22 protein-coding genes and 1 tRNA gene are annotated in these 24,649 nt (G+C 69.1%); 19 read left to right on the top strand and 4 right to left on the bottom strand.

The window, feature by feature from the left end; all coding sequences use genetic code 11:
- The first annotated feature begins 34 nt into the window (after positions 1-34).
- The 7 genes from EL340_RS09660 (at position 35) to EL340_RS09630 (ending at position 6,036) form a co-directional block, all read left to right on the top strand.
- Positions 35-1,282 (top strand): OmpA family protein, encoded by a 1,248-nt coding sequence (locus EL340_RS09660; protein WP_126414412.1) that lies wholly within the window; start codon positions 35-37, stop codon positions 1,280-1,282.
- A 97-nt stretch (positions 1,283-1,379) separates the two neighbouring features.
- Positions 1,380-2,060: a DUF3060 domain-containing protein gene (locus EL340_RS09655; RefSeq protein ID WP_126414411.1), complete on the top strand. Its 681-nt coding sequence runs from the start codon at positions 1,380-1,382 to the stop codon at positions 2,058-2,060.
- A 488-nt stretch (positions 2,061-2,548) separates the two neighbouring features.
- Positions 2,549-2,950 (top strand): GntR family transcriptional regulator, encoded by a 402-nt coding sequence (locus EL340_RS09650; protein ID WP_126414410.1) that lies wholly within the window; start codon positions 2,549-2,551, stop codon positions 2,948-2,950.
- Complete coding sequence (locus tag EL340_RS09645) at positions 2,947-3,774, top strand: ABC transporter ATP-binding protein (protein WP_126414409.1); 828 nt, start codon at positions 2,947-2,949, stop codon at positions 3,772-3,774. Before EL340_RS09650 ends, EL340_RS09645 begins: the two co-directional genes overlap by 4 nt.
- Positions 3,767-4,477, top strand: a complete 711-nt coding sequence (locus EL340_RS09640) for an ABC-2 transporter permease (protein WP_126414408.1) — start codon at positions 3,767-3,769, stop codon at positions 4,475-4,477. The genes EL340_RS09645 and EL340_RS09640 overlap by 8 nt, the downstream gene beginning before the upstream one ends.
- Before the next feature lie 110 nt (positions 4,478-4,587).
- Positions 4,588-5,193, top strand: a complete 606-nt coding sequence (locus tag EL340_RS09635; RefSeq protein ID WP_232022980.1) for a hypothetical protein — start codon at positions 4,588-4,590, stop codon at positions 5,191-5,193.
- Between the two features lie 42 nt (positions 5,194-5,235).
- Entirely contained in the window at positions 5,236-6,036 is an 801-nt protein-coding gene (locus tag EL340_RS09630; protein WP_126414406.1) for an ABC-2 transporter permease, read from the top strand.
- Positions 6,037-6,189: 153 nt separating this feature from the next.
- Here EL340_RS09630 and EL340_RS09625 read toward each other — a convergent pair whose 3' ends face one another.
- Positions 6,190-7,872, bottom strand: coding sequence for a beta-N-acetylhexosaminidase (locus EL340_RS09625; protein ID WP_126414405.1), 1,683 nt, complete (start codon positions 7,870-7,872; stop codon positions 6,190-6,192).
- Between the two features lie 254 nt (positions 7,873-8,126).
- On the opposite strand from EL340_RS09625, the gene tmk reads away from it, so the two are divergent.
- The 5 genes from tmk (at position 8,127) to EL340_RS09600 (ending at position 14,383) form a co-directional block, all read left to right on the top strand.
- Positions 8,127-8,906 (top strand): dTMP kinase, encoded by a 780-nt coding sequence (gene tmk / locus EL340_RS09620; protein WP_126414404.1) that lies wholly within the window; start codon positions 8,127-8,129, stop codon positions 8,904-8,906.
- Positions 8,903-10,198, top strand: coding sequence for a DNA polymerase III subunit delta' (locus EL340_RS09615; protein ID WP_126414403.1), 1,296 nt, complete (start codon positions 8,903-8,905; stop codon positions 10,196-10,198). Before tmk ends, EL340_RS09615 begins: the two co-directional genes overlap by 4 nt.
- Before the next feature lie 205 nt (positions 10,199-10,403).
- Complete coding sequence (locus tag EL340_RS09610; protein WP_197722293.1) at positions 10,404-10,880, top strand: hypothetical protein; 477 nt, start codon at positions 10,404-10,406, stop codon at positions 10,878-10,880.
- A gap of 81 nt (positions 10,881-10,961) precedes the next feature.
- Positions 10,962-12,689, top strand: a complete 1,728-nt coding sequence (locus EL340_RS09605; RefSeq protein WP_126414402.1) for an alpha/beta hydrolase — start codon at positions 10,962-10,964, stop codon at positions 12,687-12,689.
- A 101-nt stretch (positions 12,690-12,790) separates the two neighbouring features.
- Positions 12,791-14,383, top strand: a complete 1,593-nt coding sequence (locus tag EL340_RS09600) for an alpha/beta hydrolase (RefSeq protein WP_126415422.1) — start codon at positions 12,791-12,793, stop codon at positions 14,381-14,383.
- A 139-nt stretch (positions 14,384-14,522) separates the two neighbouring features.
- Here EL340_RS09600 and EL340_RS09595 read toward each other — a convergent pair whose 3' ends face one another.
- Both EL340_RS09595 and EL340_RS09590 read right to left on the bottom strand, forming a co-directional pair.
- Positions 14,523-15,521, bottom strand: coding sequence for an asparaginase (locus tag EL340_RS09595; RefSeq protein WP_126414401.1), 999 nt, complete (start codon positions 15,519-15,521; stop codon positions 14,523-14,525).
- Positions 15,522-15,538: 17 nt separating this feature from the next.
- The gene (locus EL340_RS09590) at positions 15,539-16,936 is read right to left on the bottom strand and encodes an amino acid permease (RefSeq protein WP_126415421.1); all 1,398 of its coding nucleotides are present in this window, start codon (positions 16,934-16,936) and stop codon (positions 15,539-15,541) included.
- Between the two features lie 465 nt (positions 16,937-17,401).
- On the opposite strand from EL340_RS09590, the gene EL340_RS09585 reads away from it, so the two are divergent.
- The 3 genes from EL340_RS09585 (at position 17,402) to EL340_RS09575 (ending at position 19,890) form a co-directional block, all read left to right on the top strand.
- Positions 17,402-17,474: transfer RNA gene (locus tag EL340_RS09585), tRNA-Thr, on the top strand.
- A 615-nt stretch (positions 17,475-18,089) separates the two neighbouring features.
- Complete coding sequence (locus tag EL340_RS09580) at positions 18,090-18,419, top strand: histone-like nucleoid-structuring protein Lsr2 (RefSeq protein WP_009746806.1); 330 nt, start codon at positions 18,090-18,092, stop codon at positions 18,417-18,419.
- Between the two features lie 733 nt (positions 18,420-19,152).
- On the top strand, positions 19,153-19,890 hold the full coding sequence (locus EL340_RS09575; protein WP_009746805.1) for a phosphoglyceromutase: 738 nt from the start codon (positions 19,153-19,155) through the stop codon (positions 19,888-19,890).
- A 90-nt stretch (positions 19,891-19,980) separates the two neighbouring features.
- Here EL340_RS09575 and phoU read toward each other — a convergent pair whose 3' ends face one another.
- Positions 19,981-20,661 carry a phosphate signaling complex protein PhoU gene (phoU, locus tag EL340_RS09570; RefSeq protein ID WP_126414400.1) on the bottom strand — a complete coding sequence of 227 codons (681 nt, stop codon included), beginning with the start codon at positions 20,659-20,661 and terminating at the stop codon, positions 19,981-19,983.
- A 222-nt stretch (positions 20,662-20,883) separates the two neighbouring features.
- On the opposite strand from phoU, the gene EL340_RS09565 reads away from it, so the two are divergent.
- The 4 genes from EL340_RS09565 to EL340_RS09550 all read left to right on the top strand — a co-directional run bounded on the left by EL340_RS09565 (position 20,884) and on the right by EL340_RS09550 (position 24,585).
- On the top strand, positions 20,884-22,173 hold the full coding sequence (locus EL340_RS09565; protein WP_126414399.1) for a sensor histidine kinase: 1,290 nt from the start codon (positions 20,884-20,886) through the stop codon (positions 22,171-22,173).
- Positions 22,174-22,283: 110 nt separating this feature from the next.
- Positions 22,284-23,033: a response regulator transcription factor gene (locus tag EL340_RS09560; protein ID WP_126415420.1), complete on the top strand. Its 750-nt coding sequence runs from the start codon at positions 22,284-22,286 to the stop codon at positions 23,031-23,033.
- A gap of 139 nt (positions 23,034-23,172) precedes the next feature.
- Positions 23,173-23,655, top strand: coding sequence for a CarD family transcriptional regulator (locus tag EL340_RS09555; protein WP_126414398.1), 483 nt, complete (start codon positions 23,173-23,175; stop codon positions 23,653-23,655).
- A gap of 51 nt (positions 23,656-23,706) precedes the next feature.
- The gene (locus tag EL340_RS09550) at positions 23,707-24,585 is read left to right on the top strand and encodes an IspD/TarI family cytidylyltransferase (protein ID WP_126414397.1); all 879 of its coding nucleotides are present in this window, start codon (positions 23,707-23,709) and stop codon (positions 24,583-24,585) included.
- The last annotated feature ends 64 nt before the right edge of the window (positions 24,586-24,649 follow it).

The raw sequence follows: 24,649 nt of genomic DNA, 5'->3' as shown, positions 1-24,649 counted from the left end.
TCGGCGGCGACAACGCGCCGGTAACGTTCATGTCATGACGAAATCAATCATCTCCCTGCCCTCCCTCGCCCTCATCACCGCCCTCGCCCTGAGCGGGTGCTCCCTGAGCATCGGGGATGGCGGCTCCTCGTCGCAGGCGCAGAGCCAGGAGACCCAGGTGAGCTCGGGCACCGGCAGCGCCGCGGGCGGTGCCAAGGGCTCGGCCTCCGCCCGGGCGACCGGTACGGCCGCCTCCACGAGCCAGGCGGTCGCCGGCTACGAGCCCGGCCAGATCCCGCCGATCCCCATGTTCTCCCTGCCTGACCTCAGCCTGCTCACCCAGTCCACGGGTGCCTTCACCCCGGACCTCACCCGCACCATCACCTCCCAGCCGGGTGTCACCGTCAGGCCCGCGCGCTGCGACGCGAGCGGCTCGCTGGTCTCCGGCTCCACGGTGCTCGGCGGCGACGGATCCATGACCACGAGCTCAGGTGCCACCTCCGTCACCAACAACGGCGATGGCTCGGGTACCTACTCCGACGGCAAGGTCTCCATCACCAACAACGGTGACGGCTCAGGCACCTACAGCGACGACAAGGTCTCCATCACGGTCAATGGTGACGGATCAGGAACCTACAGCGACGACCACCTCTCCGTCACGGTCAATGGTGACGGCTCCGGGACCTACAGCGACTCCACCACCGGGGAGTCCATCGTCCTGGGCGGTGACGGCTCGGGCACCTACAGCCGCGGCGAGGTCTCCATCGTCAACAACGGTGACGGCTCAGGCACCTACAGCGACGGCGAGATCTCCATCGTCAACGACGGCACGGGCAGCGCCGTCGTCAACGGCGAGACCATCTCGGCCAAACCGGTTCCCAAGGCCGGCAAGGTCGGCACCTTCCCCTCCATCGACGCCGCCAAGCCGGTGCAGTCCTGCGGCACGGTCATCACCCTGGAGGACAGTGTCCTGTTCGACTTCGGCTCATCCGACCTGCGCTCGGAGGCCTCGACGACGCTCACCAACCTGGCCACCGTCCTCAAGGACTCCAAGGCCCCCAAGGTCCAGGTCCAGGGCCACACCGACTCCGTCTCCGACGACGCCTCCAACCAGACCCTCTCCGAGCAGCGGGCCAAGGCGGTCACCGACGCTCTCACCTCCGACGGCGTGACTGCCGCGATCGAGTCCGTCGGCTACGGCGAGACCAGGCCCGTGGCCCCCAACGAGAACTCCGACGGCTCCGACAACCCCGCCGGGCGCCGCCTCAACCGCCGGGTGGAGATCTTCATCCCGACCTTCTGAGCTCTCCGAGCCCACCGGTGACCCGGCCGCGTCTCAGCATCCCGCCCCTCATCACCCTCACCGCATCTGAATCCACACCTGAATACTGGAGAGAACCATGTCCCCGACCACTCGTCCCCTCTCGTCCCGTCGCGCCGCCGCTGCGATCCTCATGACCCTGTCCCTGGCCGGCGTCAGCGCCTGCTCCGTCTCCATCGGCGGCGGATCCACCAACCAGGGCGCCGCCACCACCGCGAGCCAGGAGGTCGCCTCGCCCGGGCAGTCCACAGCCGCCGCGCAGCCCTCCAAGGCGGCGACCGGCTCGCAGACCCCCCGATCGGAGGCTGCGGCCTCGAGTACCCAGGAGCCGGCCGCCCAGGCCGCCCAGACCGCCTCGGCCGGGGCCAGTGCCCCTGGAGCCGGTTCCCAGCAGCCATCCGGCGACAGGCCCGGCGCGCAGGCCACCATCACTGACCACGACTGGCTCAGCGACCTCGAGAGTGTGGACCGGACCGTCTCCGCGACCCCGTCCATGCTCCTGGACCAGGCCAATGATGAGGTTCAGATCGAGGGAGACGTGGCCAACCTGAACATCTCGGCGAACAACGTGAGGGTCTTCGTCGACTACGTCGGCCTGCTGACCGTCACCGGCACCAACGCCGAGGTCTATGTCAAGGACGTCGACCGCGTCGTCATCAAGGGAAGCAACGCAGAGGTGGTCTGGGCCGGCAACACCCCGAAGATCGAGGACTTCGGGAGCAACACCGAGACCCGGCAGCAGGGCGCCAAGCGCAGCTGACATAAATCGTGTTGCGAAAGCACGGCGAGGCATCCGCGCGTTCGTAGGGTAGGTCGCGCGGTCGTACCCTCTACCCCCCGAACGCGCGACACAAGGTACGACCGCGACGGGTCACGTGGCTCACTGCGGCTCCGAGAGATCCCCGCGGGCCCAGTTTCGCAACACGACCTAAGACCGCCTCATCCTCAGACTCATCCATACTGTGTGGCCCGCCCGGCTCCCGAGCCGGGCGGGCCACACAGTATGCGCGCGATCTGTGACGGATCGGTGCTGGATCCCTGCTGGATCGCACGGTGCTGGGGCGCCTTCCCAAGGGCGCGACGTGCCTCCTCAAGGCCGGCATGACGGCTGTATCGAGGGCGACAGTGGTCTTGAGCCGGCGCGCCCCGGCCCTGACCACAGGTATCTCGCAGCGTATGTGGGCGAATGCATGCTTGACTCCACAGTGCACCTACTGTCTATAGTGTGCATGTACGGAAGGAGTTGCTATGCCGCTCTCGGTCGTTCTGTCCAATACGGCGGGAGTTCCCATTTACGAGCAGATCGCTCAGCAGGTCAGGGATGCGATCCTGACCGGCCAGGTGGAGGCCGACGAGATGCTGCCCTCGATCCGGGCTCTGGCCCGGGACCTGCGTGTCAGCGTCATCACCACCACCCGCGCGTACTCCGACCTCGTCACTGAGGGCTTCCTGGCCAACGTTCCCGGCAAGGGCTACTTCGTTCTGCCCCGGGACTCCGAGCTGGTGCGCGAGCAGGTGCTGCGGGAGGTCGAGGAGCACCTCGACCGCGCCGTGGAGCGCGCACGCCTGGCCCAGCTCAGTGACGAGGAGCTCCACACCATGCTTCAGACCATCATCACCACTTCCACGACATCCAAGGACAAGCAGTGAACCCTGTCGAGATATCCCACCTGACGAAGCACTACCCGGACTTCAGCCTGAGTGATGTCACGTTCTCCGTCCCTGCCGGTTACGTCACGGGCTTCGTCGGGGCCAACGGCTCGGGGAAGACCACCACCATCAAGGCGGCCCTGGGCATGATCCATCCCGATGCCGGTTCGGCCACCACCCTGGGCCACGAGCGCATCGGCGTCGTCTTCGATGCCCCGCCCTACAACCCCGAATGGCGCCTGAAGGACCTGGGCCGTGGCATCGGAGGTTTCTACCCCACCTGGTCCCAGGAGCGCTACGACTCCGAGCTCCAGGCCGCAGGCCTCGCCCCTACCAAGAAGGTCAAGGAGCTCAGCCGGGGCATGGGTATGCGCCTGCAGATGGCGGTGGCCCTGGCCCACGATCCTGAGCTGCTCATCCTCGACGAGCCGACTGGCGGACTGGATCCCTTGGCCCGTGCCGAGATAGTGGACATGCTCGCCCAGTTCATGGTGGTGGAGGGCCGCACCATCCTGTTCTCCACCCACATCACCTCCGACCTCGATCGGTTGGCCGACTACCTGGTCATCCTCAGTCGGGGGAGGGTCGTGGCCAATGGCACCGCCGAGGAGATCATCAGCTCCTTCCGACTCGTGCGCGGTACTCCCGAGCGCCTGACCGACGCCGTGCGCCAGGCCTGCCTTGGGCTGCGCAGCACTCAGCTGGGTTGGGAGGCCATGATGCCGGCCGACGCTGCCGAGGCGCTGGCTGACCGCATCGTCGTCGAGGCCCCCACTATTGAGGACCTCGCCGTGCACATCGCCAAGGAGGCAGGCCATGAATGACCTCATGACTGCGGATCCGCGCGAGCACCCGGGGGCGGCTGCGCTAACCAGAGCACCGGTCGGCTCGGTGGGAACAGCAGCGGCAGCCGGACGAGGGCTGGGTGGTCGAATGCTCTCCCTGGTGCGGTTGCACCTCCTGGGCCTGCGGAGTGTTCTGCGCACCCTCCTCGGCCTTCTCCTCATTGTCGGCTCCTTCAGCCTCGTCACTGGCGATATCGTCCCGGTCAGCGGATTCCTTGCGGGGAGTTCCCTGGTCGGGGGCCTGTCGGGGGTGATGGCCGAGCGCTCCGGCATCAACCGTCTGCTGGCCTCCCTGCCCGTCTCCCGGGCCGAGGTCGTCAACTCCTACTGGGCAACCGCCGTGCTGCTCCTCCTGGCCGCCTCGGCCCTCTACGCGGCCATCGGTCTCCCCCTGGGCGTACACCCGCGTGAGCTGCTCGTCCTTCCCCTCATCGTCGTCGTCGGGCAGGCCCTAGGAATTCCTGTGTTCCTGCACTTCGGGCGTGGGCGCGGCATGCTCGTCTGGACGATCTCGATCGTTGCCGTAGGGGCGCTGGGCCTGGGGATAGCCGGCTTCGGAGTGATCCAGGACCTCGCTCTGGGGACGACGACGGGCCGCGGCGTGCTCCTGGCCCTGGGGGCCAGCACCCTCATCGGCCTGTGGACGCTGAGCCATCACCTCTACCTCGAGCAGGACCAGTGAACGCCATGACGACGGGGGCAGTGCCGGTGAACGGGTGGCACATCGGACGAACCGAGATGACTGGGCCGTCCGGTCCCGGGGGCGAGAGTCGTGAGATAGCGCCTGCCAGGGTGAGGGCGGTTCTGCGGCTCGACCTCATCGTGCTGCGTCATCGTGGTCCGCTGCTCCTCCTCCTGCCGCTGTCGTTCGCACTGCTCATCGTCATGGACGTCCTGGTAGGCCGTCTGCAGGCGGTAGTGATGATGGGGGTCGCCCTGGGGCTGTGCGCCCAGTACGCGCAGGGGGCCGTTGAGACCGCTCACCGCATGGGGCGCCTCCACGGAGCGCTGCCGCTGCGGCGCAGCGAGCTGGTCGGTGCCCGTTGGATCGAGGGGGTCGCCCTGGCGTTCCTCTCCTGCCTGGTCTGCGTGCCGGTGGCCGCTCTCACCGGTGACTGGGGTGGCCTCATGGCCGGCATGGTCATCATCTGCCTGTCCGCGGCCCTTGGACTGCCCCTGTTCCTGTGCCTGGCCCCGGAGAGGGCCCTGTGGGTGTGGGGGCTGTGCCTGGGGACGGGGGTCGGTGCCCTCCACGGCGGCACGCTGCTGCTGGCCGGGCCCGTGGCGGTGGTGCTGCGCGAGCCGGCGCCCGCGGTACTGGCTGCCCTGGCCTGTCCCGCCCTCCTAGGTTCCTCCCTGGTGGTCACTCTGCGCTGGTACGAGCGCCAGGACCACTGAGACCCGGTGGGAAAGAAGCAAGAAGAAGTAAGGAGACCGGCCATGTCCGAGTCCATGCCCATGTCCGTGACCAGTGGACGAGCTGTATCCACCATGCCCGCTACCGCCGAGTCATCCAGAGGTCGCGCTCCCGGTGCTCCTGCTGCGGTGCGGGGGACGGGCGCACTGACCCGGTGGGAGGCGGTGCGCGCCGTGATGCGCCTGGAGCTGCTCATCGCTTGGAGGAGACGGGATACCGCGGCGCTGCTGGTGCTGTGTGCGCTTGGTGTTCTGGGCGTGGTCGTGCCCGGGGTGAGGGGGTGGCTGGGGCCCTTCTACCTGTCCCCAGAAAGACTGGCGTACTACCTGCCGGTCGGCGCATCGATGGCGGGCCCGATGCTATGGCTGCCCTCTCGTGAGGCCCGGATGCGCCAGCTCTACGGGGCACTGCCCGTCACCCGTCTCGATATTCTGGCTGCCCGCTACCTCCTGCTCTCGGTCGGCTGGGTGATCGCGCTCCTCGGGAGCTCTGCGGTGGCACTGGCCGTGGGCGGGGCATCGAATGATGCCGTGGGCCGGCATCTCGCGTATCTGACCTGCTTCGGGATGATTGTCGCGGTGACGCCTCCCTTGCTCGCTGCGCATGGCGGAACCACCTCCCTCCCCGTGCTCACCCTATGGGGCCTTGCGATCTGCTTCATCGTTGAGTTGCCCGCGGCCATCGGGGTGCAGATTGCGCTGTCGGCCATGCCCCAGCAGGTGGTGCTGGCCGGCGGACTCGGGCTAATCACCGTGCTCTCCGCAGTGGGGCTGGGCACTTCCTGGCGGGGCTGCCGCCGTATCTACCTCAGACAGGACCACTGAGAGCGTCGCCTGAGAGCGCCAGTGGCGGTGGGGGCCGGCGTCGTCCTGCTGGCGGGCCCTCCTCTTCGCCCTGGACCTGCCGTGGGGGCCATGGCTGCTGTCGCGCGTGCAGGGTGACGGGAGGTGACGGATCGGTGCTGGAGTCCTGCTGGCTCACACTGCGCTGGGGCGCGCTGCGGGGCTGAGCAGCCTCTCGCGCTGCCTCCACAGGGAGAAGGGCGCGGCGTCGTCGGGGTTCCAGATCCGGCTGGCCATGGCCCGCAGCAGAGGACGGACGCCCTCGGCGACCTCTGCCTCGGTCTGCGCCTCGGGAACGTCGCACCAGATGGCGAATGACGCCCCCAGGTTCCAGCCGGGCTGCGGATCCGGCCAGGCCTGCGGCCCATGAACCCGGTGCTCGGGGAAGTGCCCCGGCCGCCAGCCGTAGACCTCCTCCACCGTCGGCCTGCGGAAGTAGGGGTGCCCCTCCTGGGCGAGCACGTAGTAGAAGCGGGTGTCGTTGACGTTGATGATGTCGTGGCCCTCGTCCACAAGAGTGCGCACGGTGGGGAAGCTGCGGTGCCCTCCGGTCCAGTAGGTGACGACGACGTCGGCGGGCAGGGTCTGGGTCGTCCCTGGAACACTGAGCGCGTCGTTCCAGACCCGCACCCGGTCCTTGCCCAGATCGTGCAGCTGGGCAGCCACCGACTCCAGGTAGGCCACGTAGCCGTCGAGGACCGTCGCCTCGGCGCCGGCGCGGCAGTGGGCGCGGGCGTAGTCGAGCAGCTGCGGGAAGCGCTCGCCCATGTCCCGATGGAACCGAGCGTCGTCCTCCTCGTCGTCGGCTCCGAGAGGGAAGACCTCGTCCCCACCCAGGTGCCAGGACCGGGAGGGGAACAGCGCCGCGAGCTCGTCAATGATGTCGGCGACCAGTGCCCGCGCGCCCGGCTGCGAGTAGTCCAGGATCCGGCGGCCCGCGGCGGTGCCATCCACCCGCCACTCGGGGTGGGCGCTCAGGACGGCCTCCATGTGGCCGGGCACATCGAAAGCCGGAATGATCTCCACGTGGTACCGGGCCGCGACCGCAACCAGCCGGGCCAGCTCCGACTGCGAGAGGTGCGCGGCGCTCACCACCTCGGGGTGCCGGCGGCTCTCCAGGCGGAAGCCCTCGTTCTCGGAGAAGTGCAGCTGAAGCTCATTGAGCTTGACCCACGACATCTCGCGAACCCGGTCCAGCAGCCAGTCCAGGGTGAAGTGCTTGCGGGCGGCGTCGAGATGCAGACCGCGAACCGGCCGCGTCGGAAAGTCCCGCACGACGCCGGCCTCCACCCGGCCCTCCCCGGCCAGGCACTGCAGCAGGGTGCGCGTCCCGTAGAACACGCCGGCCACCGTTGCGGCCCTGATCGTCACCTGCTCGGTCGTCACCTCCATCTCATAGCCCTCGGCACCGAGAACCTGCCGGTCCGGGGTGTGGGGCTCGACGACGAGCAGGATCCGTCCCTCCCGCTGACCAGCTTCCTCGGCGACGTCCGAGACCACCGGGGGACGCTGCAACAGCCCCAGGTCGTGCTCGGAGCACATGGCCTCGATCTCGGAGGCCAGCAGGTCGGCGGTATCGAGGATGCCGGCGCGATCCTCGCCGTCGTGCTGGGCGCGGGCGTCGTCAGGCCCCAGGGTCCGGCGGTCCGCGCCCGCCGTCGGCGACGACGTCGAGGTGGCGATGACGGTGGAGGGGCGCAGGCGGAACGGCGACAGTGCGCTCGGCTGGAAGGAGCGGACTGCCGGGATGACGCGCGCCATTCCGGACAGGGACGGTGAGGCGGGTGCCCGGGCGGGGGAGGGCGGTTCGATTGTCATGGAGGTACTTCCGAAGTCTTCTCACCTCTTGCCCCCGCCTTCCTGAGCTCCTTTGAATCAGGGGACGGCGAAGTCAGTGAGTGAGAACGGTGAGGGGGTGGTGCGGCGGGGCCCGCGCCGACGCCATCCTCCACTACGACCGCCCGCCGCGCCAGTTCCTGCCTCAGTCGTGGCCCGGTCGTGCTCCACTCGTGCTCCACTCATGGTCCAGTCCTCCGGGCTGCGGCGGCCGCCCCGGCCGCTAGGCTGGGGACGTGACTCAGCCGCCCCCCGCCACGGCCCACCCCGGTCTGTTCATCTCCTTCGAGGGAGGCGACGGCGTCGGCAAGACGACGCAGATCCGCATCCTCGCCGACCTCCTGGCCGCCGCCGACGTCGACCACATCCTCACCCGTGAGCCGGGCGGCACCGATCTCGGCCTTGAGATCCGGCGCCTCCTCCTGCACGGGGAGTACGTCGCCCCGCGCGCCGAGGCCCTCCTGTACGCCGCCGACCGCGCCCACCACATCGCCACCCGCGTGCGGCCGGCGCTGGAGCGCGGCGCCGTCGTCCTGGCCGACCGCTACCTCGACTCCTCGGTCGCCTACCAGGGGGCGGCCCGCTCGCTCGGCCCCGAGGAGGTGCGCGACCTGTCCCTGTGGGCCACCGAGGGCCTCCTGCCGGACCTGACCATCCTCCTCGACGGCGACCCCGACCTGGCCGAGCAGCGCGCCACCGGCCGCGGCGCCAAGGACCGCCTCGAGCAGGAGGGCGACGCCTTCCGCACCGCCCTGCGCCGGCAGTTCCTCGCCCTGGCCGAGGCCGAGCCCGAGCGATTCGTCGTCGTCGACGCCGACCGGCCCGTCGACCAGGTGGCCGACGACGTCATCGAGGCCGTCATCGGGGTCGTCACCGAGGCCGTGCGTCGCCACGGCGTGCGCCACGAGCGGGGCGGGGCCCACCAGGGGGTCCTCGTCGGCCTGGAGTCCTTCGTCGAGGCCGCCGCCCGCCGCCGCGACGGGCAGCGGACGAGCCGGCCGGGGGCGCAGTCATGAGCGTGTGGGACGACGTCGTCGGCCAGGCCAGGGCCGTGGACGCCTTCCAGGCCGCGGCCCTGGCCGCCCGGGAGGTGGCCGAGCAGCGCGAGGCGAGCATCGCCGCCGGCGCTGCCCCTGGGGCTGTGGTCGGCGGGGACGGCGGTGCCGGCGGGGACGGCATGGGACGCGGGGGAGCGGGGACCTCGGCCGGGCTCGCCATGACCCACGCCTGGCTCGTGACCGGCCCGCCCGGATCCGGCCGCTCCAACGCCGCCCGTGCCTTCGCCGCCGCCCTGCAGTGCACCGGCCCCGTGCCCGGCTGCGGCCAGTGCAAGCCCTGCCGCGACGTCATGGCCGGCTCCCACCCCGACGTCGTGCGCCTGGCCACCGAGAAGCTCATCATCACGATGGACGAGGTCAAGACCCTCATCGGCGAGGCCCAGCGCCGCCCCTGGACCGGCCGCTGGCGCGTCATCCTCGTCGAGGACGCCGACCGCATGGCCGAGCGCACCACCAACGTCCTGCTCAAGTCCATCGAGGAGCCACCGCCCCAGACCGTCTGGCTGCTGTGCACCCCCAGCGCCGACGACGTCCTGCCCACCATCCGCTCGCGCTGCCGCCTGGTGACGCTGCGGATCCCACCGGCCGACGCCGTCGCCGAGCTCCTCGTGCGCCGCGACGGCGCCGACCCCGACCTGGCCGCCCGGGCCGCCCGAGCCAGCCAGTCGCATATCGGGCTCGCCCGGCACCTGGCCACCGACGCCGACGCCTGGGACCGGCGCCGCCGCCTCCTGCTCGCCCCGGTCTCACTGCGCAGCGTCGGCGACGCCGTGCTGGCTGCCGCCTCCCTGGTCGAGGCCGCCGAGTCCGAGGCCAAGGAGGCCACCGCCGAGCGTGACGCCCGGGAGAAGGCCGAGCTGACCCGCGCCCTCGGCCTGGAGAGCGACGGGAAGATCCCGGCGGCCCTGCGCGCCCAGATCCGCCAGCTCGAGGAGGACCAGAAGCGCCGCGCCAAACGGGCCCGCACCGACGTCCTGGACCGGGCCATGATCGACCTGCTGTCCTTCTACCGCGACGTGCTCACCACCCAGATGGGCAGCGACGTCGAGCGCGTCAACCTCGACCTGTCCGACGCCGTCGACCAGGCCGCCCGCACGACGGTCCCCGAGCAGTCCCTGGCTCGGATCGCCGCCATCGAGGAGTGTCGCAGCCGTCTGCGCTCCAACGCCGCCCCGCTGCTGGCCGTCGAGGCTCTTATGGTCCAGCTGCGACCCCAGGCCGCGCCGATCGCCCAGTCCGCAGCGAGATGACCGTCGTGTCCCCGGCTGGAGCCGAGGTGGGGCGACGACGTTAAAGACGTTAAAGCCGAGACGCCGGTCGTGAGATGTGGAAGGGTCGTCGTATGACGGCAACCTACTACGGGGGCGGTGGGCCCACCCCCCAGTTCCGCCCGGTTGTTCGCCGCTTCGGCATGGTGGAGCAGTTCATTGGCCTGGGTCTTATCGTTTTCGAGTCGTGGAGCTGTTATTCGGGCTGATCCTCTTCAGGCACCTGGGCTACCAGTCGATGCTCATCTGCGTAGCAATATCGGTGGTGCTGATCTTCGTGGGGTACCCGGTGTGCCGACCACGCACCGTCTTCGACCAGTCCGGCATCCACAGTCGGACGGCACTGCGTTCCTACGACATTCCCTGGCCCGCCTCCCGACGCGACTTCATTGCGCGCTACGGTGCAGGTCGGTTCATCCACCCCAACGGCAGAGGTGGGAGTGCCTACGCCGTCGTGCGAACTCGCGGCGGGGAGGTGGTGCTAGGAGGAATGATCACTCGGGCGATCACTTCGGACAGGGCGTACCAGCTCATGGAGGTCGAGCTGGATCGGATCTGGATGTGGGCCGCATCCTGGGGACTGGTGCGTCTCGAGAACCCCACGGGCATTCCCCGTGGCAATGGTGCTCCAGGGGTATGGGGCTACGGGCCGGCTCATCCCTGAGAAGGATCACACGCCGGTCGGTTAATTCATATGATCCACGGCATGGAAAGAAGAAGAGCGTGGTTCAATCGTCGCAAAGACATGGTTTCCTCGGTGGTAGGCAGAGGCGGACACTTCGCTCGGGGCGTCTCGGCGCGTCGTCGGGTGTCTGCTGGGGTGCTGGCGGCTGTGGCGGGTGTGTGTCTGGGGGTGGGGGCCGGTGTGGTTCCTGCTGCGGCGGCTCCGGTTGTTCCGGCTGGGGCGGCGGTGCCTGCGGGGTTGGAGTCCTTCTACAACCAGAAGGTCGAGTGGTACGACTGCGGCGCTACCGGTGGGATGGAGAGGTCGGCGGAGGCGACGGCGTTCAAGTGCGCCAAGGTCAAGGTGCCGTTGGACTACTCCAAGCCCGAGGGCGAGACCATTGAGATCGCCATGAAGAAGCACGTGGCCACCGGCTCGGTGCGTCAGGGCAGCCTCTTCATCAACCCCGGCGGCCCCGGTTACTCAGGGGTGGAGATGGTGGAGAGCAACGAGACCCAGTTCTCGCCCGACCTCAACGCATCCTTCGACATCATCGGCTTCGACCCCCGCGGGGTGGGGGCCTCGACGCCGATCACCTGCGACGTCGTCGGGGGAGCACTGCCCGCCGGCGCGGCTCAGGCAGCCATGGGAGTCAATGACCCCCTGCCCGGTTCCCTCGCCGCCGACGCCGCCGGCGCCGACCCCACCCCCTTCCAGGACGCCCAGGACCCCGCCGCCGACGGCGCGGCGCAAGGGGACATCAGCTTCCAGACGCTCATCGACGAGATCACCAAGGACTTCAAGCAGGAGGAGGCCCAGTGCGCCGCCAGCACCAAGCCGGCCGGGCTGCTCGACCACGTGGACACCGTCTCGGTGGCCCGGGACCTCGACGTCCTGCGGGCGCTGTCCGGGGATGACAAGCTCAACTACCTGGGCTTCTCCTACGGCACCTACCTGGGGGCGCACTACGCCGAGCTCTTCCCGGCCAACACCGGCCGCATGGTCCTCGACGGGGCGTTAGATCCCAGCCTCTCGCTGGCGGAGCGCGCCTCCGGCCAGGCAGCGGGCTTCGAGAGCTCACTGCGCACCTACGTCGAGCAGTGCCAGGCGGGTCAGGCCGTCCAGGCCGGCCAGAGCTGTCCTCTCACCGGCGATACCGACGCCGGGGTCCAGCAGATCCGCGACCTCATCGCCGCAGCCGACCAGACGCCACTGAAGACCTCTGACCCGAACACCACCGTGGACGGCAGCACGATCCGCGTCGTCGTTCGCCGCCTCATGTACTCCTCCGAGTACTGGAGCTTCCTCACCTATGCCCTCGACCAGGCCATCACCCAGAACGACGGCTCCTACCTCCAGGCGCTCTACGGTCCGGCGACGGCCGGCTCCAGCGCACCGACCTACTACGCCGTCAACTGCCTCGACATCCCCGTCCAGGGCGATATGGCCAGCTGGGAGAAGGAGTACCAGCAGAACATCCAGACCTCGCCGACCTTCGGCGCCTCCTTGAGCAACCAGGACGCGCGCTGCCGGGCCTGGGGGCACAACGCGACCCGTCAGCCCGCCCCCATCCACGCCAAGGGGGCCGCCCCCATCCTGGTGGTGGGTACGACCGGCGACCCGGCCACTCCCTACGCCTGGTCCGAGGCCCTGGCCGAGCAGCTCGAGTCCGGCCGGCTCCTGACCTGGGAGGGCAACGGCCACACCGCCTACGGACGCTCAAGCTCCTGCATCCACAGCGCGGTCGACGGCTACCTCATCAACGGGAAGGTGCCCGAGCCAGGCGCGACCTGCAAGGGCGGTGAGTGATGCCGGCCCGCACGGGGGCGGGTGTGACGATGGGTACTTGTCTCCACTCCACCTTCAGGAGGAGGATCCTGACGACTTGGCATCATAGGGTTCATTCCGTGATGACTGAGACTTCTCATCGGCCCCGTACCAAGCGCCTCGTCGCGGCGATCGCCGCGCTCCTGGTGTGCAGCGGCCTGACGGCCTGCCAGGGCGGCTCGGATATCAAGGCCTCGCCGGCCACGGCGTCGGCCTCGGCAACGGTCCCGGCAGGGCTGGAGAGCTTCTACACCCAGAAGGTCTCCTGGTACAACTGCGCCAAGAAGGGCATGGACCAGGCGAAGTCCGGGGAGGACACCGGCTTCACCTGCGCCAGGATCAAGGTGCCGCTGGACTACGACAACCCCGGTGGTGAGACGATCGAGATCGCGGTGAAGAAGCGGGCCGCGAACGAGGACTCGGTCGGTTCCCTGTTCATCAACCCGGGCGGCCCCGGAGGGTCGGGCGTCGACCTGGTCGAGAGCGTCGGATCCTACTTCTCCAAGAACCTGCTGGGCTCCTACGACGTCGTCGGGTTCGACCCGCGGGGCGTGGGGTCCTCGACGGCGATCGACTGCCTGACCGACGCCGAGCTCGACGCCGAGCGGGCCGGCGCCAACGACCCGGCGACGCCGTCGGCGACCGCGACCATTGAGCGGGCCCAGAAGATGAACACGGCCTGCGAGTCGAAGACCAGCACCCCGGGGCTCCTGGACCACATCGACACCATCAGCGCGGCCCGGGACCTCGACATCCTGCGTGCCGTCGACGGCCAGCAGGTCCTCACCTACCTGGGCTTCTCCTACGGCACCTACCTGGGCGCGACCTACGCTGAGCTCTTCCCGGCCAGTACCGGCCGCATGGTCCTCGACGGCGCCGTCGACCCCTCGTTGAGCGCGGAGGACCTGGCCCTGGGCCAGGCCCAGGGCTTCGAGGCCTCGCTGCGGGCCTATGTGGAGAGCTGCCAGAGCTCCAAGGTGGGCTGCCCCCTGAGCGGAGACGTCGACTCCGGGGTCTCCCAGATCCGCGAGCTCCTGGAGTCCACGAAGACCTCACCGATCCCGACCTCCGACGACCAGCGGCCGCTGACCTACGACTTGGCCCTCTACGGAGTCCTGGGCTCGATGTACCAGACCAGCCTGTGGCCGTCTCTCAACCTGGCCCTGGGGCAGGCGATGGGCAACATGGGGGAGCCGGACGGAAGCGGGCTGCTCACGATCGCCGACGCCATCTCCTACCGGCAGAGCGACGGCAGCTACTCCGGCAACGCCGCTGAGGCCCTCATGGCGGTCAACTGCCTGGACTTCCCGGTCCAGGGAGACGATGCCTCCTGGGAGCAGGACGCCACCACCATCAAGGAGGCCTCGCCCACCTTCAGCTCGCAGCTGCTCTACCCCGACGCCTACTGTCAGGGCTGGGGGCACGAGTCGAGCCGCAAGCGTGAGAAGATCACGGCCTCCGGCGCCCCGCCGATCCTCGTGGTGGGGACCACCGGTGACCCGGCCACCCCCTACGCCTGGTCCGAGGCCCTGGCCGAGCAGCTCGACTCCGGCCAGCTCCTGACCTGGAAGGGCAACGGGCACACCGCCTACGGCCGCTCCAACGACTGCGTCAAGAACGCCGTCGACACCTACCTGCTCAACGGGACGATGCCCGACAAGGGACTGACCTGCTGACCGGTGCGCCGGTCCACGGCGCGTCCTGCCGCGGTACCCGCCAGGGATGAGATCGGCCCCGGACGGCTCGTGAAGCCGTCCGGGGCCGATCTCTGCGGGGCGCCTTTGCGGGAAGGAGCCGGCTCCGGTAGCGGGGCGCCTACTCGCTCAGCTCGCCGGCGATGGAGCGCTCCATCCAACGGGTCAGCTCGCCTCCACGCAACCCCTGCGAGAGCAGGAACTGCACCTTGGCGTAGGCGGCCTCCAGGGTCATGTCGCGGCTGCCGACGGCACCGCTGCGGGCGAGCGCGTCCCCGGCCTCGTAGTGCCCCAGAAGGACCTCGGACTCGTGGCACTGGGAGGTGACGATGACGGCCGTCCCGGCGGCGATCACCCGCTCGATGACATCGGTCAGCCCCGGCTCCTGGGAGGGGAGGTTGCCGACCCCGAAGGCCCGCAGGACCACCGCCTCGGGCAGCGGCGTCAGCAGGGCCTCCAGCCGCGTCGCGGTGATACCCGGGGCCAGGTCGATGACGACGACGTCGTGACGCGCATAGGGGGCGGCGCCCCTCCAGCCGGCCCCTGCAGACGTCGCCGCCGCCCACTGCCACGGGGCGCCGGTGGTGGCCAGCGGGGCGGCATTGGGCGACTCGAACCCGGTGAAGGCCCACGAGGAGGACTTCGTCGCCCGGTTCCCGGCCAGGAGCCGGTGACCGAAGAACAAGGAGACCCCGCCGATGCGCCCGGAGGTGGCGGCCTTGAGCGCGCCGGTGACATTCGCTGCGGCGTCGGAGCCCAGGACCCCGAGCGGGAGCTGGGAGCCGGTGACGACGACGGGCGTGGGCAGGTCCGTCAGCGCGTAGGACAGGGCGGCGCTCGTGTACGCCATCGTGTCGGTCCCGTGCAGGACCACGAAGGCGGCCTCCGGGTCGGCCGCGGCATGAGCGCGCAGATCGTCCACGATCGCCTGCCAGGACAGCGGGGTGGCGTTCGAGGAGTCGATGAGCGGCTCCAGGGAGGTCACCGTCACCGCGTGCGCCAGGGGCGTGCCCTCCAGCAGGGAGCTGAGCCAGCCCTCCAGGTCGGCGCCGGGAACGAGGCCGTGGGGGGAGTCCACCATCCCGATGGTGCCCCCGGTGTAGGTGATGTGAACGTGCATGGGTCGGCTCCTGCCGGTCAGGCGTCGTGCGGTGAGGCGGACGCGGACCCGTCCACCTCGTCGGCGAGGACCTCCTCGAGGAGGTCTCCCCGGATCCGCCCCCGCACTGCGTACCAGCCTGCCACCATCATGGCGACGACGACGGCGAACAGCGCCAGAGTCCACCGTCCGGCCGGATCGGCGAGGTTGGAGGCGACAACGACGGTGAAGAAGGCCAGGGCGGCGTAGTTGGTCCAGGGGGCCCCGGGCATCCGGTAGGCCGGGCGCACCTCCCTGCCGTCACGCACCTGTCGGAGGAAGGCGAGGTGGGTGACGAGGATGGCGCCCCAGGTTCCGGCGATGCCGATACCGGCCAGGTTCATGACGATGTCGAAGGCGTCGCCGGGCAGGTAGGCGTTGAGGACGACGCCGAGCAGGCCCAGGGCGGAGGTGATGATGATGCCCCCGGCGGGAACCTGGTGCTTGTTGAGCCCGGCGGCGACCCGCGGGGCCTCCCCGGCCACCGCCATGGAGCGCAGGGTGCGGCCGGTCGCGTACAGGCCGGCGTTGAGGGAGGACAGCGCGGCGGTGAGCACCACGACCTGGATGATGTCGCCGGCGTAGGGCACGCCGATACCGGAGAAGAAGGTGACGAAGGGCGACTCGGTCTTCGAGTAGGAGGTGTAGGGCAGAACCAGGGCCAGCAGCATGACCGAGCCGACGTAGAAGACGAAGATGCGCAGAATCATCGAGTTGATCGCTCGGGGCAGGATCTTCTCGGCATCCTTCGCCTCACCGGCGGCCACTCCCACCATCTCCGTGCCGCCGAAGGCGAAGACCACGCCGAGAGTGAGCGCGAAGACGATCGGGAATCCTTCGGGGAAGAAGCCCCCGTTTCCCAGAATATTGTGAGTGCCCGCGGTGATCGCCTCCCCGTTGGAGGCCGTACCGGTGTGAAGCCCGAGAATAATGGCGACGACGGCGGCCACCATGAAGGACACGATGGCGGCGACCTTGATGAGCGCGAACCAGAACTCGGCCTCCCCGAACATCTTGACGTTGAGCATGTTGAGGATGAAGACCAGGACGAGGGCCACGAGTGCGAAGACCCACTGCGGCACGATCCGTAGATCTTTCCAGTAGTGGAGGTAGAGCGCCACGGCCGTGATGTCGGCCATGACCGTCACCGACCAGTCCAGGAAGAAGAACCATCCAGTGATATAGGCGCCCTTCTCCCCGAGGAACTCACGGGCATAGGAGACGAATGCGCCTGAGGAGGGCCTGCGGATGGCGAGCTCGCCCAGTGCGCGAACCATGAGAAACGCGAAGACGCCGCAGATGGCGTAGGCGAACATCAGGCCGGCCCCACCTTCCTTGAGGCGACCGCCGGCCCCCATGAAAAGACCGGTGCCGATGGAGCCGCCAATGGCGATCATCTGCAGGTGGCGGTTCTTCAGTGACTTGTTGTAGCCCGCGTCGCCGCGGTCCTGGACGAGTTCGCCCTGGAGTGAGCCGGCGGGAGGACGAGATGAATCCGGTTGGGGTGACGGGCGGGCGGAGGAGGAGCTGGACGAAGACCTGGACGAAGACTCGGCCATGGGGATCCTTACGGGAGGGAGACCTGTTGAATGACGTGCGGAGAATACCGGGGTCCGGCGGAGGCGGCGCAGGTGGTGCCGACGCCGATGCCGGTAAGCACTTATCTCTAGGATGCGCGCTGCTCCCCTCATACTCCAGTGCGGATCCGGAAGATCCGGGTGCAGGGGTATGTGTTGAGCTGAGGTCCCGTCGGCGTGCGAGGGCCGGTTCACTGTGTCGAGGAACACGGCCGACGGTGTTGTGCTGGATTGCGGTGGCGGGTGCGGGAACGGTATCTTCGGCTCTGCTGCTTACGTCAGAGCGCCGCCTTAGCTCAGTCGGCAGAGCGATTCACTCGTAATGAATAGGTCGTGGGTTCGATTCCCACAGGCGGCTCGATCGGCCCCGGGAGCACTTGTCTCCCGGGGCTTTCGCGTTGGCCGGCATCTTGTTGGGTGTGCGTTCTGACACATCTCTCCCTCCGTGTCCGCCCTCCCGCGGCGCTGCTTTCTGGAAGGGGTGTGTGCCCCAAATGCTCAACGTTGAGCGATTGGGGTGATGCCGGACGTCGGAGAGGGTGGGATTTTACTGGCCCGACGGTGCTTCCTGGGATGAGGGCGCGGTGTCGGTGGTGGTCGTTGATCTCTTCCGGCTGAGAGAATCCTCCACTGCTCTCTGAGAGCCCTCTGGGAGGCGTTCTATCGCGGCTCGACCGGTCTGCGGATACCTCTAGTCGACTGGAAGGACGCGCCTGACGGGCGTGGTTTGTCCAGCCGTGTCTCGTGGAGATCTCCAAAGGAGGCATCAGGGCTTTCACAGTTTTCCTCCCCGAGGCCGGGCTGCATGGGGCGGTATGCCGGCGCGGGGCGCCGCGGGTTTAGGACGGTGAGTGCGATCAGTAATGCAGCTGGCGAAAAGTTGTGTTGCATTGAGGGCGACTATTGTTTAATCTAACGTTGTCCGCAGCGGGATACATGCTTAGGCCCGCTCCCCCAGTCAGAATGAGGAATCATGGCACAGAAGACTCAGGTCATCCTCGTCGACGATGTCGACGGGTCCGAGGCCAACCAGACCGTTACCTTCGCCCTTGATGGCGTGACCTACGAGATCGACCTGAACGATGAGCACGCAGCGGCTCTTCGTGAGTCCCTGGAGGAATGGGTCGGAAAGGCTCGTCGTACCGGCGGCCGCCGTAGTTCCGGTCGCCGTCGTTCCAGCGGTCCTTCCGACACTCAGAAGATTCGCGAATGGGCCCGTGAGCAGGGCCTGGAGGTTTCTGATCGCGGTCGTGTCTCCGCCGAGGTGCGCAAGGCCTACTACGAGGTCAACCCCAGCAACTGAGAGTGCGCGGGTGCGGCGGGCTCATGTGAGTCGGCACCCTGCATCGAGCTAACCTCGAGCTTATTGCCACCTCGCACCGTGGCCCTGGTTACGCGCTCCGGCGCATTACCAGGGCCGCCGTGTTTTCAATACGTGAATATGGCCTTCATGTCAGTGGCGTGAGGGCGGGACCTGTCCGCGGGTGACCTCTCGTCGTCGGGGCTGCCGCTGAGAGACCTGAGCCTGAGCGGCAGCGGGTGGCCGCCGGGCGCGATCGCGGGTTCCGACGTCTCGCCGCGCCGGCCTGTACAGCCGGCCCGCACAACAGGCTCTAGCGCCTGTTATGAAAGTCTGTTGGGGGCTGCGGCTGAGCGGTCGATCCAGGGGTCTGTACCGCGCAGGGTTACTGCACGTGGTCGGGGTGCTGCTGGGGGAGGTGCGACCGCACTCCACGAGGGTCCGGACCTCGTGCAGTGCGGTCGGCTCCCGGCCAGTACGACCCGGAGCCCGTGGAGTAGGTGCGGGAGAACGAGGGCGCGGCCCCAGCGACGTCCTAGGTCGTGTTGCGACATGTGGGGCTGCGGCAAGGCACGTGACCCGTCGCGGTCGTACCTTAGGGCTCGCGTTCGAGGGGGTAGAGGGCACGACCGCGCGACCTACCCTACGAACACGCGGACGCCTCATCGTGCTTTCGCGACCGGCTCTAGGACCCCAGGGCCTCGCGCCGTGCCGGGGATCCTGGCAGGATAGAGCCATGGCTTACACCCTCGTACTGCTCCGCCACGGCGAGAGCGAATGGAACGCGAAGAACCTCTTCACCGGCTGGGTCGACGTCCCGCTGTCAGACAAGGGCCGCGCCGAGGCCGTCCACGGCGGCGAGCTCCTCAAGGAGGCCGGTGTCCTCCCCGAGAAGCTCTTCACCTCGATGCTGCGCCGCGCCATCATGACCGCCAACCTGTCCCTGGACGCCGCCGACCGTCACTGGATCCCGGTGGAGCGCGACTGGCGCCTCAACGAGCGCCACTACGGCGCCCTGCAGGGCAAGAACAAGAAGGAGATCCGCGACGAGTACGGGGAGGAGCAGTTCATGCAGTGGCGCCGCTCCTACGACGTGCCGCCGCCCGCCATCGAGCCCGGCTCCGAGTTCTCCCAGGACACCGACCCCCGCTACGCCGGCGAGCCCATTCCGGCCACCGAGTGCCTCAAGGACGTCCTCGAGCGTCTCCTGCCCTACTGGGAGGGCACCATCGTCCCGGAGATCAAGACCGGCAAGACCGTCATGATCGCCGCCCACGGCAACTCGCTGCGCGCCATCGTCAAGCACCTCGACGACATCTCCGACGACGACATCGCCGGCGTCAACATCCCCACCGGGATCCCGCTGGTCTACGAGCTCGACGAGGAGACCCTCAAGCCCCTCAAGAAGGGCGGCCGCTACCTCGACCCCGAGGCCGAGGCCAAGATCGCGGCGGTGGCCAACCAGGGCAAGTGAGCCCACCGGCTCTCCGCTTCCCCTCAAGGACGCGGGCGGCGTCGAACCTGAGAAAGGTTCGACGCCGCCCGTCTCGTTGGCGCGGATCGCTCAGTGGAGCGCGTCGGCGTCCTCGGCGTCGTGGGTCTCCGGCATGGAGGCCCCCGAGACGAGGTAGGCCACGCGGCTGGCCACCGACGTCGAGTGGTCGCCGAAGCGCTCCAGGAACCGCCCCATGAGGACGGCGTCGATGACCTGCTGGCGGCTCAGGTCGTGGGCCGGGTCCAGGATCATCTGGAAGGAGCGCCGGTGCAGGGCGTCGAGCTCGGCGTCGTTGGACTGGATGACGGCGGCCAGCTCCAGGTCCCGCGTCGAGATGAGCCGGGCGACGTCCTTGCCCGCGCGCACCGCCAGGTCCGCCATCTGGAGGATGAGCCCCAGGACCGGCTCGGGCAGCGGCGGCTCGGGGTAGCGGCCCCGGGCGATGGCCGCCACGTGACGAGCCAGGTCGCCCTGGCGCTCCAGAGTCTGGGCCATGCGCAGCGCGGACAGGACGTTGCGCAGGTCCCCGGCCACCGGCTGCTGACGGGCCAGCAGCATGACGCACAGGTCGTCGATGTCCCGCTGGAGGTCATTGATGCGCTCGTCGGCGTCGATCACCTGCTCGGCGATGACGATGTCCCCCTGGCGCAGGGACTCCGCGGCCCGCTCGATCGCGGTGGCGACCTGGTTGGCCATGGACTCGAGGTCGGAGCCCAGCTGCTTGAGCTCCTGATTGAAGATGGCGCGCATGAGGCTGCTCCTGTTCCGGGCGGGGGCCGATGACTCGTGCCGGTCGGTGATGTCGATGATGCGGCTCGACGGCGCCGCTCAGCGCTGCCGCCGAGGGTGCTGCCAAAGGATATCGGTGGATACCGGTCCCAAGCACAGCAGCCCTGTGACGTCGCCGCAAGCGGCACGCCCAGGGGCGGATCCGGCCGGAAAGCGCCGTCGGGTCTCAACTACCCTAGAAACGTGGGTCCAACCGTCACCATTCTCCTTGCTGCCGCCGCCGTGGGTCTCGTGTGCCTGGGGGCGGGGATCGGCGTCGTGCTGTCCCGTCGCAGGCGCGAGGCGGCCACGAGCGCCGCCGACCTCGCCGGCCTGGCCGGGACCGACACGACCGTCCCGGTCCTGGCCGCGCTGCGCTCGACGGTCGTCGTCCTCGATGACGACGACGAGGTCCTGCGCGCCTCGGCGTCGGCCTACACCTTCAACATCGTGCGCGACGACGCCGTCGTCGAGCCGACCGTGGCGGAGATGGTCAGGCGGGTCCGAACCTCGGGCCGGGCTCAGGACGCCGCCGTCACCGTGGCCCGGGGGAGGGTCCCGGGGGCCGGCCAGTTCCATCTGCAGGTGCGCGTGGCCGGCATCGGGCAGGGACGCGTCCTCATCCTCATCGAGGACCACACCGCGGCCCGCCGGGTGGAGGCCATGCGCCGCGACTTCGTCGCCAACGTCTCCCACGAGCTCAAGACCCCGGTCGGCGCGATCCAGCTGCTGGCCGAGACCGTCGAGGCCGGCGCCGACGACCCCGACTTCGTGCGCGACTACTCCGGGCGCATGCGCAAGGAGGCCCGCCGGCTGGGTGTCCTGGTCCAGGAGATCATCGAGCTCACCCGGCTCCAGGAGGGCGACGCCCTGGCCGAGCCCGAGGTCGTCGACATCGACGAGGTTGTCGCCGAGGCCGTGGACCGGGTTCGCGTCGAGGCCGACGGCCGCCAGATCACCCTCGTGGCCGGAGGCACCAAGGGGCTGCGGGTGCGCGGCGACGCCGCCCTCATCACCACCGCCGTGCGCAACCTGCTGGACAACGCCATCCGCTACTCCGAGCCCCGCACCCGGGTGTCGGTGGGCGTCTCGCAGGACCCGCAGGACCCCGAGATCGTGCGCATCGCCGTCGTCGACCAGGGGATCGGCATCCCCAAGGAGGAGCAGGAGCGCGTCTTCGAGCGCTTCTACCGAGTCGACAAGGCCCGCTCGCGCGCCACCGGCGGCACCGGCCTGGGGCTGAGCATCGTCAAGCACGTGGCCGCCGACCACGGCGGCACCGTCGAGCTGTGGTCCGCCCCGGGACGGGGATCCACCTTCACCCTCGTGCTCCCGCGCCTGCCCGAGGGGGAGCCGGTCCACAACGAGCCCGGTGCGGAAGGTCCCGCTGAGGAGGATCCGGTCGAGGGCGATCCGATCGACGACGCAGCCGGCCAGTCGCCGGAGCCCTCTCCAGGGCGGCCTTCAGATCGGTCGTCAAGGAGTGCGTCGTGAGCCCGGCAGAGTCCTCCGCGTCCTCCGCATCCTCTGTGTCCTCTACGGCCTCCGCAGCGCCGGCCGTGGGACAGGCCGCGGCGCGGACCGTGGCGTCACCGGCATCGTCGATGTCGCCGCCGGCGTCGCCGACGTCGCCGGTCGGCCCGACCCGCATCCTCCTGGTCGAGGACGAGGAGAACTTCCGCGACCCGCTCGCCTTCGGCCTGCGGCGCGACGGCTTCGAGGTGGTCGAGGCCGAGGACGGCCAGCGCGCCGTCGAGATCTTCGAGTCCTCCCGACGACCCGGCGGCGTGGGGCCCATCGACCTGGTCCTGCTGGATCTCATGCTGCCGCGCCTGGACGGGACCGAGGTGTGCACCCGTATCCGGCGGTCCTCCTCCGTGCCGGTCATCATGCTCAGCGCCAAGGACACCGAGCTGGACAAGATCGTCGGCCTGGAGATCGGCGCCGACGACTACGTCACCAAGCCCTACTCCTACCGGGAGCTTCTGGCCCGCCTCAAGGCCGTTCTGCGCCGTAGTCGGGCGGTCCCCGTAGAGCCCGAGCAGGTTCTGGCTGCCGGCCGGGTGCGGATGGACGTGGAGCGCCACGAGGTCAGGGTCGACGGCGAGCCCGTGGCCATGCCGCTGCGGGAGTTCGATCTCCTGGAGCTGTTTCTGAGGCATCCCGGACGTGTTCTCACCCGCAGCCAGATCATCGAGCGCCTCTGGGGACCTGATTACGAGGGGGACACCAAAACCCTGGACGTCCACGTCAAACGACTGCGGGGCAGGATTGAGGCCGACGCCTCCAAACCGGTTCTCATCACCACGGTCAGAGGCCTTGGCTATCGACTCGACAGCGGCTCGGAGCGCTGAACCCTCTTTCCGGGGCCCTCGCATTCCCGCCCTGATTTGAACCGTGACCGCCGTGACCCCTGTGAGATACGTCCCCGATCTTTTCGCGGAATGACCTGATAAACTAGAGGCCCGCAAACCAGTCTGGAGAGTCATCCTTATGACCTATGAAGTCGGTGAGACTGTCGTCTACCCGCACCACGGGGCCGCCCGGATCATTGATATCCGGCAGCGCAAGGTACGCGGTGAGGAGAAGACATACCTGCAGCTCGAGGTGGCTCAGGGTGACCTGACCATCCTGGTCCCCGCCGAAAGCGTCGAGCTCATCGGCGTCCGCGACGTCGTTGACGAGACCGGGCTGGAAAGAGTTTTCGAGGTGCTGCGAGCACCGTTGACCGAGGAGCCCACGAACTGGTCTCGCCGGTTCAAGGCCAACCAGGAGAAGATCGCCTCCGGAGACGTCATCAAGGTCGCTGAGGTGGTGCGGGACCTCTCCCGTCGTGACACGGACCGGGGCCTGTCCGCCGGTGAGAAGCGCATGCTGGCCAAGGCCCGTCAGATCCTCGTCTCCGAGCTGGCCCTGGCCCAGAAGACCCCGGAGGAGGAGGCCGAGTCCCGCCTGGACGAGGTCCTCGCCTCCTGAACCGCACGGAGCTCGGGCTCAGGCGGTGACGCGCACGGTAGCGTCCTGCTCGTGAGCACCACTCCTGCATCCCAGTCATCCGCCCCGCCCGAGTCCGCTCCGGCTGGGGCGGTCGCCGTTCTCACCGCGGCGGGCTCCGGCTCCCGCCTGGGGGCCGGTGTCCCCAAGGCCCTCGTCCCTCTCGGCGGCATCAGCCTCCTGCGGCGAGCGGCAACCGGCCTCATCGCCTCCGGGGAGGTCAGCCACCTCGTTGTCACCGCCCCTGCCGACGACGTCGAGCGCTTCCGCGCTGAGCTCGACGGTCTGACCGACGGTCTGACCGACGACCTGCCGGACGGTGCGCCAGGCGGGCGCCGGGAGACGGATCCCATCCAGGCGCGGGGGGCGGGAACCGGGATCCAGGTCGTTGCCGGCTCGGCGCACTCGCGGCAGGCCTCCGTGGCCCTGGGGCTCGCGGCGGCCCTGGCCGCGGTGCCGCAGGCCGACGTCGTCGTCGTCCACGACGCGGCGCGAGCGCTGACGCCGCCGGAGGTGACGCGGCGGGTGATCGCCGCCGTGCGCGCCGGGCACGAGGCCGTGGTCCCGGCACTGCCCGTGACCGACACCGTCAAGGAGGTCGAGGCCGGTGAGGCCGGCGAGCCCGAGCCCGTCGTCGGCACTCCCCGAAGAGCCCGGCTCCGGGCGGTCCAGACCCCGCAGGGTTTCGAGACGGGCGCACTGGTGGCCGCCCACCGCGCCGGGGCCCAGCGGGCCGGGGACGAGGCGCTCGCCGCCTCTGACGACGCCGGCCTGGTCGAGGCCCGCGGTGGCCGCGTAGTCGTCGTCGCCGGGGACGAACGCGCCATGAAGGTGACGACGCCGATGGACCTGGCCCTGGCCGAGCTGCTCCTGGAGCGCCGGTCCCACGAAGGACCGCGACAGATCTCCTGAGGATGGGGAGAACTGACGATGAGTTCTGTTTCCCTTTCGATACCGTGACAAGCACAGATGGTTC

Source organism: Actinomyces viscosus (assembly GCF_900637975.1).
Taxonomy (GTDB): domain Bacteria; phylum Actinomycetota; class Actinomycetes; order Actinomycetales; family Actinomycetaceae; genus Actinomyces; species Actinomyces viscosus.
This window is presented reverse-complemented; position numbering and strand designations above follow the sequence as displayed.